The sequence below is a fragment of the Halodesulfovibrio sp. genome (genome assembly GCF_015482765.1).
Lineage (GTDB): Bacteria > Desulfobacterota > Desulfovibrionia > Desulfovibrionales > Desulfovibrionaceae > Halodesulfovibrio.
In genome coordinates, this window is record NZ_JADMLB010000021.1 from 30,737 (window position 1) to 47,400 (window position 16,664).

General features: G+C 45.5%; 17 protein-coding genes. 11 read left to right on the forward strand and 6 right to left on the reverse strand.

Annotation, left to right across the window (positions count from 1 at the left end; all coding sequences use genetic code 11):
- Positions 1–111 precede the first annotated feature (111 nt).
- Complete coding sequence (locus QZY95_RS03635; RefSeq protein ID WP_290919448.1) at positions 112–750, forward strand: NAD(P)/FAD-dependent oxidoreductase; 639 nt, start codon at positions 112–114, stop codon at positions 748–750.
- A 66-nt stretch (positions 751–816) separates the two neighbouring features.
- Here the strand turns inward: QZY95_RS03635 and QZY95_RS03640 are convergent, their stop codons facing one another.
- From QZY95_RS03640 to QZY95_RS03660, 5 genes are all read right to left on the reverse strand, one after another.
- Positions 817–1,722: an isoaspartyl peptidase/L-asparaginase family protein gene (locus QZY95_RS03640; RefSeq protein WP_290919450.1), complete on the reverse strand. Its 906-nt coding sequence runs from the start codon at positions 1,720–1,722 to the stop codon at positions 817–819.
- A 235-nt stretch (positions 1,723–1,957) separates the two neighbouring features.
- Positions 1,958–3,877 carry a 1,4-alpha-glucan branching protein GlgB gene (gene glgB / locus QZY95_RS03645; protein ID WP_290919452.1) on the reverse strand — a complete coding sequence of 640 codons (1,920 nt, stop codon included), beginning with the start codon at positions 3,875–3,877 and terminating at the stop codon, positions 1,958–1,960.
- A gap of 24 nt (positions 3,878–3,901) precedes the next feature.
- Positions 3,902–5,356 (reverse strand): glycogen synthase GlgA, encoded by a 1,455-nt coding sequence (gene glgA / locus QZY95_RS03650; protein ID WP_290919455.1) that lies wholly within the window; start codon positions 5,354–5,356, stop codon positions 3,902–3,904.
- Positions 5,357–5,471: 115 nt separating this feature from the next.
- Positions 5,472–5,933, reverse strand: a complete 462-nt coding sequence (locus QZY95_RS03655) for an NUDIX hydrolase (protein WP_290919458.1) — start codon at positions 5,931–5,933, stop codon at positions 5,472–5,474.
- Positions 5,934–6,294: 361 nt separating this feature from the next.
- The gene (locus QZY95_RS03660) at positions 6,295–6,933 is read right to left on the reverse strand and encodes an L-threonylcarbamoyladenylate synthase (protein ID WP_290919460.1); all 639 of its coding nucleotides are present in this window, start codon (positions 6,931–6,933) and stop codon (positions 6,295–6,297) included.
- A gap of 289 nt (positions 6,934–7,222) precedes the next feature.
- Between QZY95_RS03660 and QZY95_RS03665 the strand changes: the two genes are divergently transcribed.
- Together QZY95_RS03665 and QZY95_RS03670 are read left to right on the forward strand one after the other, a co-directional pair.
- Positions 7,223–7,702, forward strand: a complete 480-nt coding sequence (locus QZY95_RS03665) for a 23S rRNA (pseudouridine(1915)-N(3))-methyltransferase RlmH (RefSeq protein ID WP_290919462.1) — start codon at positions 7,223–7,225, stop codon at positions 7,700–7,702.
- A 62-nt stretch (positions 7,703–7,764) separates the two neighbouring features.
- Positions 7,765–7,980, forward strand: coding sequence for a hypothetical protein (locus QZY95_RS03670; protein WP_290919464.1), 216 nt, complete (start codon positions 7,765–7,767; stop codon positions 7,978–7,980).
- A gap of 219 nt (positions 7,981–8,199) precedes the next feature.
- On the opposite strand, the gene QZY95_RS03675 is transcribed toward QZY95_RS03670, so the two are convergent.
- The gene (locus QZY95_RS03675; RefSeq protein ID WP_290919466.1) at positions 8,200–8,844 is read right to left on the reverse strand and encodes a 16S rRNA (guanine(527)-N(7))-methyltransferase RsmG; all 645 of its coding nucleotides are present in this window, start codon (positions 8,842–8,844) and stop codon (positions 8,200–8,202) included.
- Between the two features lie 191 nt (positions 8,845–9,035).
- On the opposite strand from QZY95_RS03675, the gene QZY95_RS03680 reads away from it, so the two are divergent.
- The 8 genes from QZY95_RS03680 (at position 9,036) to QZY95_RS03715 (ending at position 16,660) form a co-directional block, all read left to right on the forward strand.
- Complete coding sequence (locus QZY95_RS03680) at positions 9,036–9,986, forward strand: ACP S-malonyltransferase (RefSeq protein WP_290919565.1); 951 nt, start codon at positions 9,036–9,038, stop codon at positions 9,984–9,986.
- 308 nt (positions 9,987–10,294) lie between these two features.
- Complete coding sequence (gene argS, locus QZY95_RS03685; RefSeq protein WP_290919468.1) at positions 10,295–11,941, forward strand: arginine--tRNA ligase; 1,647 nt, start codon at positions 10,295–10,297, stop codon at positions 11,939–11,941.
- A gap of 25 nt (positions 11,942–11,966) precedes the next feature.
- Positions 11,967–12,773 (forward strand): SPOR domain-containing protein, encoded by an 807-nt coding sequence (locus QZY95_RS03690; protein WP_290919470.1) that lies wholly within the window; start codon positions 11,967–11,969, stop codon positions 12,771–12,773.
- A 100-nt stretch (positions 12,774–12,873) separates the two neighbouring features.
- The gene (locus QZY95_RS03695) at positions 12,874–13,680 is read left to right on the forward strand and encodes an ABC transporter permease (RefSeq protein ID WP_290919472.1); all 807 of its coding nucleotides are present in this window, start codon (positions 12,874–12,876) and stop codon (positions 13,678–13,680) included.
- Between the two features lie 18 nt (positions 13,681–13,698).
- Positions 13,699–14,517: an ATP-binding cassette domain-containing protein gene (locus QZY95_RS03700; protein WP_290919474.1), complete on the forward strand. Its 819-nt coding sequence runs from the start codon at positions 13,699–13,701 to the stop codon at positions 14,515–14,517.
- 37 nt (positions 14,518–14,554) lie between these two features.
- Positions 14,555–15,001 carry an outer membrane lipid asymmetry maintenance protein MlaD gene (gene mlaD, locus QZY95_RS03705; RefSeq protein ID WP_290919476.1) on the forward strand — a complete coding sequence of 149 codons (447 nt, stop codon included), beginning with the start codon at positions 14,555–14,557 and terminating at the stop codon, positions 14,999–15,001.
- A gap of 109 nt (positions 15,002–15,110) precedes the next feature.
- Positions 15,111–15,770, forward strand: a complete 660-nt coding sequence (locus tag QZY95_RS03710) for an ABC transporter substrate-binding protein (protein WP_290919478.1) — start codon at positions 15,111–15,113, stop codon at positions 15,768–15,770.
- A gap of 11 nt (positions 15,771–15,781) precedes the next feature.
- Positions 15,782–16,660 (forward strand): VacJ family lipoprotein, encoded by an 879-nt coding sequence (locus QZY95_RS03715; RefSeq protein WP_290919480.1) that lies wholly within the window; start codon positions 15,782–15,784, stop codon positions 16,658–16,660.
- Positions 16,661–16,664: the final 4 nt, after the last annotated feature.

Sequence of the window (16,664 nt, forward strand, 5' to 3'; positions counted from 1 at the left end):
CAAAATTCATTATCTAATTCCTTCTTGCACAAGGTAAATGTGTTTTGCTATCTGACTTCATTGCTTCTGAGCAAACGTACAGTTATGTACCATCATATATTGGAGTCAAACATGGCAACATTACCTGCTAGCGCTCTTATCCAGCGCGACAAAGAAACATACCAGATTCGTCTTACCCCACCATCCGGTGTTATTACTGCTGACGAACTTCGCCAGCTTGCAGACGTGGCTGACAAATACGAAGTACCACTTCTTAAAATTACTTCCGGTCAACGTATCGCTCTTATCGGTCTTAATGAAGAAGACATGGCTAACGCTTCTGAAGAAGTACCATTCCGTATCGGTGGTCACTACATTCAGGCTTGCCCTGGTACAGACTGGTGTAAAATGGGTCAGTGCGATTCCTTAGGTCTCGGACAGACCCTTACCGAAAAAATCGGTACACTCAAAACTGCTGCAAAAATCAAAGTCGGCGTTTGCGGTTGCCCGATCGGCTGCTCCGAAAGCCACATTCGTGACATCGGCTTTATCGGCGGTAAAAAAGGCTGGACCATGGTTATCGGTGGTAACTCCGGTTCCCGTCCACGTATCGCGGATACCCTTGCAGAGAACCTTACTGAAGAAGAAGCACTTGATCTTCTCGATCGCTTCCTCACCCATTACAACGAAACTGCTAAGAAAAAACAGCGTGTAGCACGTTACGTTGAAGAACACGGCATTGAAGCAATCCGTGAAACTATGGGCGTGTAAGTTCCACGCACTTTTCCTAAAAAAGCGGATGCTCATATGAGCATCCGCTTTTTTTATTATATAAATCTATTCATTCATATGGACAGTGGTGTGAATAGTGCCATCCGGCAACACATACGCATGCGCCATGTGATCTGTATTATGGTAAATTCCATAATTGCCGTCTTTATCAAGCAGAATAACTCCGGCATGTCCTGCAACTCTCCGATACAGCATCGAAATAGCTTCCTTTGCCGCACCATCCGCAGGGTGTTGCTTCAAATATTCACAAGCCTTTGAACACATGAGGGTTCTTATTACTCCCTCACCGAATCCGGTACATGAGGCTCCGCCTAATTCATTATCTGCATACACTCCGGCTCCGCAAATAGGTGAGTCGCCAACTCTTCCCGGTAATTTATACGGTGTTCCCCCTGTGGAGGTCGATGCCGCTATGTTACCGTCTTTATCTATCGCAACCGCTCCGACTGTTCCCTGAGGGACTGGAGCAAAGGCTTCGTGAGTTGAGTATCCGTCCTGACTGCGAAGTTTTTCATAAAGCTGAAGCTCTCGTTCTACAAACAGATCTCGAGGATCGCACTCCAATAATCCCTGTTCACGCGCAAAACGCTCTGCTCCATCTCCGATTAAAAAACAAAATTCTGTTTCCAGAACCTTACGCGCTATATCTACAGGAGTCATAAACCGTCGCACTCCGGCAACAGCTCCAAAATTCAAATCACGTCCATCCATAATAGATGCATCCAGCTCTATCTGGCCATCTGCATTTAACACTGCTCCGCGCCCTGCATCGAAAGTATCATCTTTTTCCAACACATTGATTGCAGCTTGTACAGCGTCGAGCGCACTTGCTCCATCAAGCAGTAAAGGATACGCAGCTTCAACAGCATGACGGCACCCGTCAAGGTGAGCCTGCTTGCGATCATCCGGAATTGTCCAAGCACCACCGTGAACAATAATCTTCGGTTCCATTCTTTCTCACCTATCTTTTTATCAGTACCTATTTCATAGACAGAATACTGCCCTGCATTATTACCAATCTGTACTTCTACAAAAAAAATGGTGCAAGGACTTTGCCTTGAGCATCATCCTGACACCACTATCTGTTTTCGAAATCCTTACATTATTTCATCAGAGCTGAAGCGGGATGCAATCTCTTATTAAAACCCCACTTCTCTTAACTCTTCACTCTGGATGACAGGCAACATCAAGTACCCTGATATTTTAAACAAAGGGCACCCAGCGGGGGCAATGTCAGTTCGAGATACCCCTGTCCTCCAAAATCATCAGGACAAGTCTCAATCTGAGCGACATTTCCGACATTTGAGCCGCCATAATACATACTGTCGCTATTCAAAATTTCTTTCCAGACTCCGCCCTTTGGACACGCAACACGATAATGATGCCGTACTACAGGAGTAAAATTGAATATCCAGAACAACGGTGCTCCGTCGCCCCCTGTTCGGACAAAACTTATGACGGAAGCGCCATAGTCAGAGAAATCCACCCACCTAAATCCCTTCCAACTAAAATCATCTTTATGCATTGCCTCTTCAGAAACAAGAACACGATTCAAATCGCGAACAAGCGCCCTAATTCCATCATGGGCAGGGAACTGAAGAAGGCACCAATCCAGCTCTTCACGGGGATTCCATTCATTCCACTGTCCGAACTCACTCCCCATAAACAACATTTTTTTACCGGGGTGTGCCCACATGTATGCATAAAGAAGCCTTAAATTTGCCTGCTTCTGCCACACATCACCACTCATTTTGCTAAGGATAGTTCCCTTGCCGTGAACAACCTCATCATGCGACAAAGGAAGAACAAAATTTTCGCTGAACGCGTACAGCATGCTGAAGGTAAGGCTGTTATGGCTATAGCTTCGATAAACAGGGTCGGTCGAAAAATATTTCAGGCTGTCATTCATCCAGCCCATATTCCATTTAAAAGTAAACCCAAGCCCGCCCGTATAGAGCGGACGAGATACTCCCGGCCACGATGTAGACTCTTCTGCTATCATGGCAACACCCGGAAACTGATCGTGCGCCACCCGATTTAACTCACGCAGAAAGTCAATTGCTTCAAGATTTTCTCGACCGCCATACTGATTTGGACACCACTGTCCTTCACATCGGGAGTAATCAAGATACAGCATGGAAGCGACAGCATCTATACGCAGTCCATCTATATGAAATTCACGCAACCAATAAAGAGCATTTGCGAAAAGAAAATTACGAACTTCGTGACGACCATAATTAAATATATATGTGCCCCAATCCGGATGTTCACCAAGTTGCGGGTCTAAATGTTCATAAAGTGCGCTTCCGTCAAACCTTCCAAGGCACCAATCATCTTTAGGAAAATGCGCGGGCACCCAATCCAGAAAAACACCGATCCCCGCATTATGTAAGGCATCTACAAATCCTTTAAACTCCTCAGGAGTTCCAAAGCGGGACGTCGGCGCAAAGTAATTACTGGTCTGATACCCCCACGACTCATCAAGCGGATGTTCTGCAACCGGAAGCAGCTCTACATGCGTGAATCCCATATCGGTCACATAATTAATCAGCAGTTCGGCTATCTTTCCGTACCGCAAGAATCCGTTCCCCTCCGGATCATGATCGCGGCACCAAGAACCTAGATGGACTTCGTAAATTGAAATGGGTTTATCGAGTGGAGGCCCCTGTTCTCTTCGAGCCTGCATCCATGCGTCATCTGTCCAAGTATAGTTGTCCAGATCCCATGTACATGACGCAACTCCCGGACGAAGCTCACAATGGAATGCTAAAGGATCAACTTTGTAGGTGTCCCGTCCGTCTTTTCCGACAATGCTAAACTTATACAATTGCCCCTTTTCCACTCCGGAAATAAAGGCTGCCCACACACCGGAAACGCCGACAGGGTACAACGGTAATTCTCTAAAGTGCCAATCATTAAAATCCCCTGCCACGTGTACTTCTTGCGCATTAGGAGCCCAAACAGCAAAGCGATATCCTTTCACTCCGTCCATTTCGACAGGATGAGCACCAAGAAACCTGTATAAATCCCAATGAGTTCCTTCACCGAACAAGTATAAATCGAACGGCTCAACAAATGCAGGAACGCTTTTCTGTGTACCCCTCATGTTCTTCTCCAATGTCCTGAACGGTTATCTTCGCAAGCCAAGTTCGGAATACAGTTTTACGTACTCATCTGCCGCACTGTCCCATGAAAAATCTTTCGCCATTGCCCGACCAATAATTCTGCGGAATTCGCGGGGGTTATTCTCCCACACATCAATTGCGTCTGTTATGGAATCAATAAAAGCACCACTGTTAATATTTTCAAAGGTAAAGCCTGTTGCATGCGGATGAGGCCACGACATGATTGTATCATGCAACCCTCCCACAGCACTGGCAACCGGCACGGTTCCAAAACGCAAGGCATACAACTGAGTAAGCCCGCATGGTTCATATGTTGAAGGCATCAGGAAAATATCTGAAGCGGCTTGAATTTTGTGCGCCAGCTCTTCTGTGTAATCAACAATAGTACACATCTTGTCCGGATATGTTTCCATGTAATTCAAGAGTTGCGCTTCGCGCTCCAGATTACCTTCACCCAGCACAACAAGGCTGACATCTTTCTCCATAAGCTTTGGAATGATATCCACAAGCATGTTAACGCCTTTTTGTTCACGCAAACGACCTATAAATCCCAGCATCGGCCGCTTTTTTAGCGAAGCGTCCAACCCAAGTTCATCAATAAGGCAACTCTTACATGTTCGTTTACCCCGAACATTGTTCGTCGTGTATGTTTTGGGCAAATATTTATTATGTTCCGGATTCCATATTTCGTAATCCGCACCATTCAAAATACCATGCAGCCGTTCCTTACGCCCCATAAGGACGTTATGAAGATCACAACCGAACTGGCGTGTTAAAATTTCTTTAGAATAGTTAGGAGAAACGGTGGTAATTTTATCGGCATAGGAAATGCCCGCTTTCATAAAATTAAAATCACCATAAAATTCTACACCGTTCATCGACCATGCAGAAGGAGGGAGTCCGCAATTTTCAAAAAGACGAGAAGCAAAACGCCCCTGAAATGCGAGATTGTGGATGGTAAAAACAGAACGGGTCTCTTCCCAGAAAGGATTACTCATACGATTGAAGTAAAGATAGGCAGGCGAAAGCGCCGCCTGCCAGTCGTGCGCATGAATAATTTGTGGAGCGGAAGAAAACCGTTCCATTAATGACTGCGCAGCCCTGTTAAAAAAGATAAACCGCTCTGCATTATCAAAAAAGTCGCCTCGATGGTCACAATAATAAAAACGCCTGTCGAAATATTCACTGCGGTGAATAAAATACACAGGCATTCCTTTGTAATCTGCCTGATAGACATCAGCAGTAATAGGTTCCCAAGGGTAACCGACTGGAATATCAGACCATGCTAAACGAATATCGTACTCAGCAGTACCTATCCTTCCGTAAAAAGGAGTAATAACCGCTGTTTTGATTCCCTTATTATGTAAAGCCAAAGGCAATGCACCCAAAACATCTCCAAGACCACCCGTTTTAGAGAACGGAAAAATCTCAGATGCGATAAATACGACGTCTGCCCCCACACTAAAACTCCTCGTTAGCTTTCGTATTGAAAGGCCGACATTCATTCAAATGTCGACCTCAAAAGACGATAGCGCAGCAGTTTTTTTCAGGACATGATTTATCGGATTCGACGCATTACTTATTCAATCGTTTGAGCGGGTTTGCAAAATCTGCAACAATAAGATTATGGTCAAACACTATATGCGGCAAGGATTCCAGCGAAAAGAAGCGAGCGTTTTGTGCGTCATCACCAGCAGTTAACAATGATACATCTTTTGCCACAGCACTATATGCTACGCTCATGGTGTGATGTCTCGGGTCACGAGTAGGGTCAGAGTACACACCAATGATTCCCGTTAGAACAACATCCAAATTTGTTTCTTCTTTCGCCTCACGAATTGCAGCAGCCTCACAAGTTTCACCATAATCAATAAACCCGCCGGGCAATGCCCAACCGTGCGGTTCATTCGCACGCTCAATAAGTACAACTCCTTTCACAGGGTCATAGATCACAATATCAACGGTCGGAGCCGGATTCCGGTACATTGTTACCGGTGCAGAACAATTGGGACACGGTACATCGTGAGTGATACTCATGAAAATCTCTCCTTTCTTACATAGCGTGAGTACGTGTAGCCGCTGTATAGTATATTGAAACTACAAAACAAAAAAGCACCTCTCAGACCACTTGAGAGGCGCTTTCTAAAAAAAGAAGGATATGCCTATTTTTGCACAAACAATGCCAGCTTTTCAAAATTCGTCTTAGAATCTTCGCAGCCTATGCTGTACGCGGCATCCGGAATATTGGACAAAAAAATCACATCCTGTTTTTTGTCAAAATTTTTGAATCGGATTAAAAAAAAAGCAGCAAACGTATAAAAAACTTTTTACCCACAACATGTTATTTGCTGCAAGCTACCAGTACGTCTGCTGCCATTTTTAAGTATTTTTCTAGAAATTATGCGCCTGCTGTTCTCGGCACTACAGCAAGGCCTGAAGTTCTGAGTTCAATCTCAGATACAGCACCGTTGCGAACAATACTTACTGCACGAGGGCCGACAATTTCGATCAATGTTGACGGCATGCCACCGGCTGGAGCCGGCTCAAGATCAACCACTCCGGCAACATTCTCTGTAAGCTCAGGATCGAGTTCTGATGCAACTGTCACCGCAGAACGACCACTCATGTTAGCACTTGTGGAAACAAGAGGCACTCCGGCAGTAAGGCAAAGCTCACGGGCAACAGGGTGTGGTGTTACACGCACTGCCACTCTTCCGGTTTCCCCTGTCAAAACAGGGCTGATTCGGTCTGATGCAGTCACCAGAACAGATAAAGCTCCCGGCCAGAATCGATTGGCTATCGCCTGTACAATTTCTGACTGAACATCTGTCACCATCGACAACTGTTCCATGCTGCCGATAAGCACAGGTAGCGGCATAGAACCTGAACGCTTCTTAGCTTTATATACGGACTCTACTGCAAGTGGATCGAGTGCGTTACAACCCACTGCGTAAAATGTTTCAGTGGGATAGCAAATAACTTCTCCCTGCTTCAGGGCAGTTACGGCTTCTGGAATGCTAAATGTTGATACGGTCATAAACCTACCTCTATCCTTTTCATTGAGAAACTGCCCATTACACGATACACAGGCAGCCACGGATTCATTAACCCGATTATGAGACTGTTGACAAAGTCCTTACCTGACAGTTTACGATAACTGTATGCAATGCAAGGAATTGGACGTATCTGAGAGCCTGACTTTTTCGCAAAAATGCAAGTCAACCGTAGGCAGGTTTTCGCGCCGAAGAGGAGCAAATGCCCTTGGTGCGCCGCAATCTGCGGGCTTGTCAGCAATCTGAATATATCTCCAATGATGGAGTTTCTACATGATTCAGCTTAAAATTATTGCCGTCGGCAAAATTAAAGAACGCTTCTGGGCAGATGCTGCAGAACACTACATTACCCGCTTAAAGCGCAGTTATAAATTTCAAGAGATCATCGTTAAAGACGGCAACGCAAAAATGAAGCCGCTTGAACGTAACAACGATGAAGGCAAACGAATTCTTGCTGCCCTCGCTCCAACAGATATACCTATCTGCATGGATGAGCACGGAAAAACATACACATCCGTAAAATTTTCTGAAATGCTTGACCGAATCGGCATGGACAACAACCGGACACCGACCTTGATTATCGGCGGTGCATACGGACTTTCGCAGGATGTACTGAAAAAATGCCAGTACAAAATAAGCCTGTCTCCCATGACCTTTACACATGAGATGGCGCGTGTAGTTCTTTATGAACAGCTGTACCGTGCCGATGCTATTCTACGCGGAAGCCCGTACCACCACGTAGAAGTCAGATAACAAATATTTTTTTGCCGAACGCCGATTCCGGCTGACGCGTGATACAACTGCAAGGAGAAACCATGGCTGCCCTACATTTGAAATATCTTCAGGAACTCGAAGAGTACATGACATCCGGTCGTATGCAGGAAGACTTTGAATGCTCTCCCGAAGAACGTCGACTTGAAATGCTTGAATTTCTGGAGACTCTTATGGATGTTGCAGAGGTTGCTGATGAAACTGCCACCAAGCTGATCTTTAAAAATTCACAGCTTGGCGCGTTAACCGGAACCAAATAGTTCTACCTTAACGTCATCCGGCATACAGTCTCTTTTGACGCGTGCCATCTTTGACCAAAAAATTTTATTGAACTGAAGTACTCGTGAACGGAGGACTGTACCTTCCCTACAAGAAAACTTCACTTCATTTTACAAAAAAAGGTTGCTCCCTTACGAAGGAGCAACCTTTTATATTTTTGTAATAAAATTTGTTTACTGCAAACAAATTACACACGAAAACTAGCTTTTTAAGAGTGACCAGAAGTATCTTGTGTCTTTTCCGACCGCATACGACACTTCTTTTTCAACGCTCCACCCTTCCGGCAATTCTGCTGGAACAGATTCCAACGCCAAAATGACAATACGTCCCTGCGCTTTGATGTTCGGCCCTACAAATTCAAGAAGTTTTTTCCACGGCATGAACGCGCGGCTGAGCATAAGGTCGGCAGGATCGTGCTCTTCCATAAAATCTTCGACACGACCTTTGTACACACTTGTATCCGTAATCTTTAGACGCTTGACTGTCTGCTCCATAAACATGGCGCGTTTTTCACGCACATCCACAAGATGATACTGCCCTTCATGCCAGAGAGCGCGAAGAGGAATCCCCGGTAACCCTGCTCCAGCACCAAAATCCCATGCCACCGGTGCTGAAGGAAGTGACAAAGAACGTAAGAATTGATTAAGATGCAGACTATCGATGATAAGGATAGTCAACACATCCTGCCATGAATATGGTCCCACAAGGTTCATAACCTTATTCCATTTCATAACAAGGGTGAGGTACCCTGTCAGGGTTTCCAATTCAGATTCTGAAGGAGTAAAGCCTTTCTGTTTCAGCAGGCTGGCTACATCGGCAGTTGTTGGAGAATCATGTTTCTTCACGACATCTATCCTTACTTATAGAGAAGTGTCTTCGTATCTGTAATACTGACACCGTCAGTTCATCAATTAATGCTTTATCGGCTTGGTACTGTACCTTGTGACCTCTTGCAAGAGAAACTCAGATAGCCTATTAGGCTGTACCAAGCGACGTATAAAAAATGAATCAAACAAAATGTGAGCATAACATGACAATGAACACCGATATAGCAGTTCTCTTTCCAGGACAGGGCTCTCAAGAGCCGAACATGGGACGCGATGTTGCAGAAGCAAATGCCGATATCATGTCCTTATGGAAAAAAGCTGAAAAAATCAGCGGCATTGACCTTCGCGGTATTTACTGGGACGGCGATGAAGCAGCTATGGCAGACACCCGCAACCTTCAGCCGGCGCTTACCCTTGTAAACCTCGGCTTGTGGATTGAAGCTTCCGGTTCTTTACGCCCTACCTGCATGGCTGGTCACTCTCTTGGTGAATTCAGCGCACTTGCTGCATCTGAAGCACTTTCTGTTGAAGCTGTGCTTGAAGCTGTTTCTCTGCGTGGTCGCCTTATGGCTGAAGCTGACCCGAATGGAACAGGCGCAATGGCTGCTGCCATGAAAATGAAGCTTGAAGCTGTTGAAGCTGTTGTTGCTGATGTTGCTGAATCTACAGGGGAAATGATTCGCATCGCCAACTACAACACTCCTGGTCAGTTTGTTCTTTCCGGCACCAAAAACGCGATTGCGGAAGCAGGCGTAAAGATTAAAGAACAGAAAGGCCGCGCTATTCCATTAAAAGTTTCAGGTGCATTCCACAGCCCGCTTATGGCTGACGCTGCAAAAGAGCTTTCCGGCTACTTTGCAAAACTGTCATGGAATAATCCTAAATACCCGATCTACTGCAACGTAACAGGTAAGCCTGCAAGCAAATCTACAGACCTTGAAGAGATTATGCCTCAGCAGATGACCTCATCCGTGTTCTGGATCGACACCATTACCAACCAGTTCAACTCCGGCATTCGTCAGTTTGTTGAAGTTGGTCCAAAAGGTGTTCTCTCCAAAATGCTCGGACAAATCTTGAAGCCTGTTGCAGACTCTTCTGAATGGGAAAGTCTGACTCTTGGCAATCTTGAAGCAGTAGAAGCATTCAAAGCTTCAAAATAAGCGTATTGTCGGGCGTGGAGTGAATTCATTCCGCGCCCGAATTTACTCACACAGCACGCCTTTTCAGTCGTCGAAAAGTTTGCTAAAAAGATTAGTTCCTTTTTCGGCGCTTTTTTATTTTATGCACCCTGCAAAAGTGATTAACAATCGACGAACCGGTTGCAGCGCCGCGAAAGTGCATAGCGGAGTTACTGCCCCGCTGACCGGAACACACTCCGGTACTACTATACGCTAGACCCGCCAAAGCATACAATTCTCGTTGCTTTGGCTTATTTGATATACTCAACTTTATACGTGAATGGAAAGACATGCGCGCTAAGAATCATTTATACACAGCCCTGCAGGCAATTGTGGCTGACCTTGATCTTGAATGGCCTGCCAGAACAACCATTGAACCTCCTAAAGAGAAAAAATTCGGTGACATGGCAGCAAACATTGCCATGGTTCTGGCTAAACCTGCTAAACGTAACCCGCGCGAACTTGCTTCTCTCATCGCTGAAAAGCTCATTGAAGATCCAATGATCGACAACGTTGAGATTGCAGGCCCGGGCTTCTTGAACATTACCTTCTCCGTTGATTTCTGGAGAAGCACCATTGCTATCATCGAAGAACGCGGCGAAAGCTTCGGTTCCATCGATCAGGGCAAAGGCAAAAAAGTTCAGGTTGAATACGTTTCTGCAAACCCTACAGGTCCATTGCACATTGGCCACGGCCGTGGTGCAGCAGTTGGTGACAGCCTTGCACGTCTTCTGCGCTTTGCAGGCTACGACGTACACACTGAATACTACATCAACGATGCTGGCCGTCAGATGCTTATCCTTGGCCAGTCTGTTCTCTTCCGTGCACGTCAGATTGAAGGCGAAGACCTTCCTGATCCTGAAGATTTTTACCGCGGCGACTACATCAAAGACATCGCTCAAGAAGTTCTGGAACAGCATCCGGATCTGCTTAAAAAAGATGATGCCCTTGAAGTCTGCCGCGAATACGCTCTGAACCAGATCCTTGACGGTATCAAAACAGACCTTGCTGAATTCCGCGTAGAGCACCAGAACTGGTTCTCTGAGCGCTCCCTTGTTACCGCAGGTGCAGTTGAAAAAACATTCAACCGCCTTAAAGAAGCCGGTCTTGCATTCGAGCAGGACGGTGCACTCTGGTTCCGCACCACTGAATTCGGTGACGACAAAGACCGCGTACTCCGTAAGTCTGACGGTTCTCTTACCTACTTTGCTTCAGACATCGCATACCACGACAATAAATATGACCGTGGTTTCGAGCTGAACGTAGACATCTGGGGTGCAGACCACCACGGTTACGTTCCTCGTATGCGTGCAGCTGTTGAAGCTCTTGGTAAACCTAAAGACAGCTTCGACGTTATCCTTATTCAGCTTGTTAACCTGCTCCGCAACGGTGAACAGATTGCTATGTCCACCCGTGCCGGCCAGTTCGACACTCTTGAAGAAGTTGTTAAAGACGTTGGTTGCGACGCAGCACGCTTCATGTTCCTTTCCCGTAAAAGTGACAGCCATCTCGACTTTGACCTTGAACTCGTGAAGCAAAAGTCCATGGACAACCCTGTGTACTACGTTCAGTATGCAAACGCCCGTATCTGTTCTGTTCTGCGAAAAGCAGCGGAACGCGGCATTGCTGTACCTGAAAAAGCCACTCCGGAAATTCTTTCTGCAATAAAAGAAGCCAGTGAGCTTGACTTGATTAAACTTCTCGATCAATTTGAAGATGTTGTTGATTCAGCAGCACGTCAGCTTGCTCCTCACCAGATTAGTTTCTACGTGCAGGAACTCGCAAGTGCATTGCACAGCTTCTACGCAAACAACCCAATCCTTAATGCTAAGGACGAAAACGTTATTGCAGCTCGCCTTTGCCTGCTTCAGAGCGTTTCCAAGGTTATCCGTAACGGTCTTAACCTTGTGGGTGTTGAAGCGCCTGAGTCTATGTAATTTAACTACGAGGATGTTTGCCTGAATGGGCTTCGCACCGACTACATCAAAAGATAAAGACACAGGGAAAAAGATTTTCACTTTTTCCCTGCGTCTTCCTGAACTGATTGGCCTGACTGTTATTATTCTTGTCGGATTTATCTGGGTCTTTATCTTCGGTCTGCTTGTAGGTCGAGGATACCAGCCGGAAGAAGCGCTGCCGGAATTAAAGCACATAATGCCTTCTCAGCAGCAGGTAGTAGAAGTAACCACCGTGCCTGTTGAGCAGAACATTGGTGCCAATTCTACAGAACAGTCCAGCAAAACATCCACCCCGCGCGTCCAGAGTACTGCACAGGTAACACCTGATGCAAAACAAAAGGGCACTGTAATTGAACCGGAACAGCTCAATTTCTTCGAGCAATTAAAAGCCAAAGAAGCTTCAAACAGTCCGAAAACTGCACAACAACCCCAAAAAGCACAGGTTGTTGTAAAGCATAAGGCAGAGGCTCCAAAAGTGGTTAAAAAGGTTCAACCAATTACACAACCTGTTGTCACTCCGACAAAAACTGTCGCGCAAAAACAAGAAAAACTTCAAAAGAGTGCAGCAACATTTGAATACATTTATCAGGTTGCCGCATCTACTAACAAAGAAGCCGCCACAAAGTTGCGTAGTAAAATTTCTGCTAAAGGTTTTACTACTTCTCTTGCAACTGCCGTTATTGATACAAAAAAATGGTATCGCGTAAACGTGCACTTTGTGGGGTCTCCTGACGATCTCTCAAGCTTTAAAAGCCGCCTTGCAGTCGCAGGGTACAGCAAACCATTGCTTCGAAAGAAAAAACAACGTTAACAAGTTACTATAGCATGTTTTGCAGGCTTCACTTGACGGACTGAACATAACTTCACTATCATCGTCCGACTCAAATTGTGACTACAAGGAGCCTGCATACATGCAACAGCAAACAGGCACCCGGACTACTGCGATTGCAGCACTCGGTCGATCAACTATCGACTTTGTTTCCAGTCTCGGGGAAATTTTTCTTTTTCTCATAGAAGGTGTACGCCTCATCTTCTCCTCTCCGAAGCAGCTGACTAAGATCATTCGTCAGATGTATTTTATCGGATCAAAATCCCTTTTCGTCATCTCCCTTATCGGTATTTTTACCGGTATGGTGTTAGGACTTCAGGGATACTATACACTCGTCAAGTTCGGCTCCGAGGGCTTACTCGGTGCTGCTGTATCACTCACACTCATCAGAGAACTCGGTCCTGTTCTTACAGCTATCATGATTACCGGTCGCGCCGGCTCATCCATGGCTGCTGAGATCGGGGTTATGCGTATCTCCGACCAGATTGATGCACTTGATGTCATGGACATCAATCCGATGGCATATCTCGTGTCTCCACGAATTGCCGCCAGCATTATCTGCTTCCCTCTACTCACGGCACTTTTCGATGTAATTGGAATTTTAGGTGGCTATTTGACCGGTGTCACAATGCTTGGCATCAATTCCGGTGTATACTTTTACCGAATTGATACCAACGTTGTCATGGCAGACATAACCGGAGGCTTTTTGAAAGCACTCGTCTTCGGGATTATTGTTGCCACCATCAGCTGCTACCAAGGGTACAACACCCATAGACGAACTGACAGCGTAGGGCCTGAGAGTGTATCAAACTCCACAACTGCTGCTGTTGTACTCTCCTGTGTCTTAATTCTTGTAAGTGACTATATAATCACTTCCTTCCTTTTATAGCACAGGGCGGATAACACTATGTCAACAACGACTTGGGATATTGACCTTCAAGACCTTTGGGGTGGATACAACAATACGAAAATCCTCAAAGGAATTAACGGTTCCTTACCCGCCGGGAAGATATCTGTAATCCTTGGCGGTTCAGGCTGTGGCAAATCGACCCTGCTTCGACACATTCTGGGACTCAACCATCCCATGCAAGGGAAAATCCACATAGGTGGTCATGACTTTTTTTCTTTACCGAAAGATCAGTTCAGAAAAATTCGTCGCCGCATGGGAGTACTGTTTCAGGACGGAGCGCTGCTGGGGTCACTGACTCTTGGAGAAAACGTAGGTCTGCCTTTGGCAGAACATACAAAACTTCCGCCTAAGACCATTCGTACTATTGTGCTTCACAAACTTGGATTGGTTGGTCTGGCGGACTATATAGACTACTACCCCAACGAACTTTCCGGCGGTATGCGTAAGCGCGCCGGTCTGGCACGGGCAATCGTGATGGATCCTGAAATCCTGCTGTGTGACGAACCGACCTCCGGTCTGGACCCGATCAATGCCGCAGAGATGGATCAACTGCTACTGAGCATGAAAGAACATTTTCCTTCTATGTCTATAGTGGTAGTCAGCCATGACTTGGAAAGTCTGTATAAAATTGCAGACAATGTTCTTGTCATCCATGAAGGACAAGCTGCTTACTGCGGTGACCTTGAGGGTCTTAAAAAACATAACGATCCGTACTTGAAGCAACTGCTCGGTCGCCAACCGAACAGCACAACGCAGCCTGTCATCAGCCTTGGAGCCGATGTACAGGAAGAATTGTCTAAGTGGCTAAAAAAGTAGTAGAATTATTCTATAATAAATAATAAGAGCAGTCTCTATGAAAGCATACAACAAAGAAACCGCCGTAGGCATTTTTGTATTAATCTGCCTACTTTGTGTGGGATATTTGACTATCCAGCTGGGCAAAATGCAGCTTGGCTCTTCCAATACATATAAAGTCTACGCAATTTTTGAATCTGCAACAGGGCTCCGTGCCGGTGCTGCAGTTGAAATCGCGGGTGTTCCAGTTGGTAAAGTAGCCTCTGTAACCTTGGATCAAGACCAATATCTCGCACAAGTTGCTCTCGAAATCGAAAATGATGTTCAACTGAGCGATGATATTATTGCATCAATCAAAACCAGCGGTCTTATTGGCGATAAGTACATTAAGCTCACACCCGGCGGTTCTGAAGATTACTTGGAAGAAGGCAGCGAAATCACAGATACTGAGTCAGCTGTCGATATTGAAGAACTCATCAGTAAATACGTTTTCGGCGGTGTGTAATACGCACGTAATCCACACGTAAGCTACGCCAGTTACGTGGGCTACATGCAGCACTTCTTTCATACACCGACACGTTTTAAATTATACATATACATACGGGGGAGGTTTTATGCCTAAAACCTGCAAAAATATTCTAGTTTCAACTTGTGGCCTGTTGATAGCAACCCTGCTCTTCACCTGCTCCGCATTTGCGAATGCTCAACAAGAGGCAGAACAAACCTTACAACATGCTGTCGATGAAATTACATTGACGCTGAACAATGCAAACTTGAATAACCTGCGAGAAGACAGTAGCGTCATCTCACAGCTTGAAGGCCTGATTCTTGATATCTTCAGCATGGATCAATTCTCTATGCGCACTGTCGGCAAAAAGTGGAAAACGTTCACTCCGACCCAAAAGACAGAATTCAAAGATGCCTTTGTAAAACTGCTTAAAGCGACGTACTTCAAACAAGTAAGTAATTACAGCGGACAAACTCTCGACATTCTCGGTTCCCGCACAAACAAAAAAGGAACCAAAGTCGAAGTTCGTACATCTATTAAGTACAAAAGCGAAAATGTGCCGGTAAACTACCGTATGCTTCGTGAAAACGGCAAATGGATGGTTTATGACGTACTGGTAGAAGGCGTAAGTCTTGTAAAAAACTACCGCACACAGTTCAAAGAGCTGTTACGTAACGGTACACCTGATGAACTTATTGCCAAGCTTCAGCAAAAAGCCGTGCTCATTCGTCAGCAGCAGGCAGAAGAAGCAGCCGATAAACAGTAATTGAGGTAATAATGAGACACGGTTTTTGGCTTATTCTTGCTCTACTTTTTTTTAGTGCACAACCAGTTTTTGCAGATGGCGAAATCCCGCTTGCAATGACAAAAGATACCTCTGTGACTGCTCCAGCGGGATCTTTACTCTACTCTTCAACACCGTTGATAGCAGAGAACGATGTGCAATATACCGAAGGTGATGAGCCATTCATTGAAGATGACGACTATTTTGAAGACTCTGAAGACTACTTTGATGATTCAGAATACGAAGCAGAAAACGAAGCCGTTACTGTTAGCGACCCTTTTGAAGGGTGGAACAGAATGTGGTTTGCTGTAAACGACTGGATCTACATTGATGTTGGTAAGCCTGCACATGCTGCGTACCGAATTGTTGTTCCTTCCTTTGCACGTACAGGGATTAATAATGTTGTTGTAAACTGGTTCGGTATGCCTCGCCGCTTTGTGAACGCAATTTTGCAAGGCAAATTAGCGTTAGCAGGTATCGAGATGTCCCGATTTATCGTTAACACAGCATTTGGTTTCGGCGGTCTTATCGACCTTGCAAAAGACCTTAAGCCAGTTATTCCGCATACAGGTGAGCGTGAAGACTTTGGTCAAACACTCGGCACTTGGGGAATTCCCGCTGGGCCATACCTTGTACTGCCATTTTTCGGTGCTTCAAACTTCCGAGATACCGCAGGGTTAGTCGGAGAGTCTTTCTTGCCTCCTTCTTTAAATCCTGTATATCTGAACTACGTTCTTTTTGCTGGTTCGCAATTTAACATGTTAGATAAGCGAATCGGAGTATACGAGAATATCGTCAGCACTGCTGTAGAGCCATATATCGGCTTACGAAATGCTTACTCCCAGTTGCGAAAAGCACAAATTGAAAACTAAGAAA